Consider the following 1,885-nt stretch of genomic DNA (forward strand, 5'->3'; position numbering starts at 1 on the left):
ATCGCGTTCAACCTTCAACCCCACCTTGGCCAAAGGCCACGCGATCGCGTTCAACCTTGGCCAAAGGCCACGCGATCGCGTTCAACATTCAACCCAAGCTTGGCCAAAGGCCACGCGATCGCATTCAACCTTCAACCCCACCTTCAACCTTCAACCCAACCTTCAACCTTCGTTGTCTTTTCACCTGAGCCGAGTTGGGCACGAACAAACTGTGTCCGCCGCTCAGTTAATAGCAAACTCAGAGCCATGACGAATTCAGAGGCACTACCGACGAGGGTCCCAACTCTAGAGATTGGTACAGCATTGCCAATTAGGGCAACCAAGGTTCCTACAAATAGCCATGGCCATTTCAGCCTTACCCAGATGCCGATACCAATCAGCAGCACGAACAAATTGACCAAAATTGTTACAATTGGTGGAGCACTCACTTCCGCTACTGTGTAGCGCAAGGTGCCAGCAAAGGTGACTGGAACCAATTCTAGGCCAACAAACTGGGTCGCCACTTCAAACCCACCCAGTCCTAGGGCAAGCACCCAGGATAAAACTCGTACAATTGTATTAGCCCAAACTGCTCCAGCGCGGTGAGCTAGCTCAACAGCAATTACAATGAACAGCGGCACTACTAAGAAGTGTAATAGGAAGCGCACCATACTCAGTGATTTCAGGAGATCTCCTTCACCAATCAGGCTCCCCATGGCCAGAACTAGATTGTCATAGCTAATGCTTGCTAGCACAATTGGCAGCACAATCATGGCCAGACTAGTTGAGCGACGCCACAGGCGAATCGCCCATGCCAGTAATACCCATTCCACCAAAGCAAGACTGAGATGGCCAAGGGGATAAATTTTTAACAAACTTTTAGTCATGATGTTCCATCAACTGAAACAATATCTAAGCTTGGTCGTGATAAGTCGTATAGCTCTCAAAAACGTGACCCACCTATGCAAGACCGGCTTATGGGTAAGAGTATTGATCCTCGAATAGCAATTACCCTTAGTTACCAGTTAATTGATTTCAATTCATTGTTGCAAGTTCCTGGATTGATAAATTTACGTTAATTAATAAATCGCAAGATATTGTATTCAAATCCGACATCACCATTCAGCTCTTAGCTAAGATAAGACAATGCTGGATCAATAAAGAGAGTCAGCCCTAATCGCTTTTTCAAATAGGGCACTTTTTCGAGACCCGGTTTGGCAGGGCAGAGTTCTGTTACCCTTCAGAAATAGTTGATAGCTGATCAGCCTTGGGCTGAATGGTTACCATAGGATTACAGTCACGGTTAGGATCTTGAGGATTTTTCGGTTTATTCTTATGTCAATTAAGAGAAAATACTCTAAAATAAGTAGGGTAAAATAAGTAGGTGCGAAAAGGTTACCATCACCAGCATTGAGCTGGTGGGATTATTCCCTATAGGTTTAAGCAACTCTCTCTCTCCTAAAGGGTACAGTGTTGCTTCTAATGCAAGTAATCCCAAAAAATAGCAATAAGACAAGGAGTAACTAACTCAATAATTTCAGATAATTTCAATTGAAGAACGATCGGGGTTGTAGCCCGTTAGTGCTTTGATTGCTAAGTTACACGTAAGCTATCAGCGTGTCGCGTATCAGCTATCAGCGATTAGCGCTACAGATGGTGCTACTTGAGGTGCTATCAGCTATCAGCGATTAGCGCTACCTCAGAGGCTAGAAGCCTATGCCACGCACGCTACTTGAGTGGCCATTGGCCACCAACAGCTGACCGCTGACTACTGACTACTGACCACTGACGGCTGACCGCTGACGGCTTACATTTACACCGACTTGGGGTGGTCAATCATGACGAAATCGAACGGATTAGCTTTAGTCTCAGGGTTCATCAAACTGATTATCATTTGTAGTCTGAA

At 45.6% G+C, this 1,885-nt stretch carries 2 protein-coding genes; one reads left to right on the forward strand and one right to left on the reverse strand.

The window, feature by feature from the left end:
• Window positions 1-188: hypothetical protein (locus F6K20_RS36575; RefSeq protein ID WP_287298105.1), on the forward strand; the 188-nt coding region annotated here is incomplete at its 5' end.
• Here the strand turns inward: F6K20_RS36575 and F6K20_RS36580 are convergent.
• Window positions 144-866: a hypothetical protein gene (locus F6K20_RS36580; protein WP_071102702.1), complete on the reverse strand. Its 723-nt coding sequence runs from the start codon at window positions 864-866 to the stop codon at window positions 144-146. The genes F6K20_RS36575 and F6K20_RS36580 overlap by 45 nt on opposite strands.
• Between the last annotated feature and the right edge of the window lie 1,019 nt (window positions 867-1,885).

Source organism: Moorena sp. SIO2C4 (assembly GCF_010672485.1).
Taxonomy (GTDB): Bacteria; Cyanobacteriota; Cyanobacteriia; order Cyanobacteriales; family Coleofasciculaceae; genus Moorena; species Moorena producens.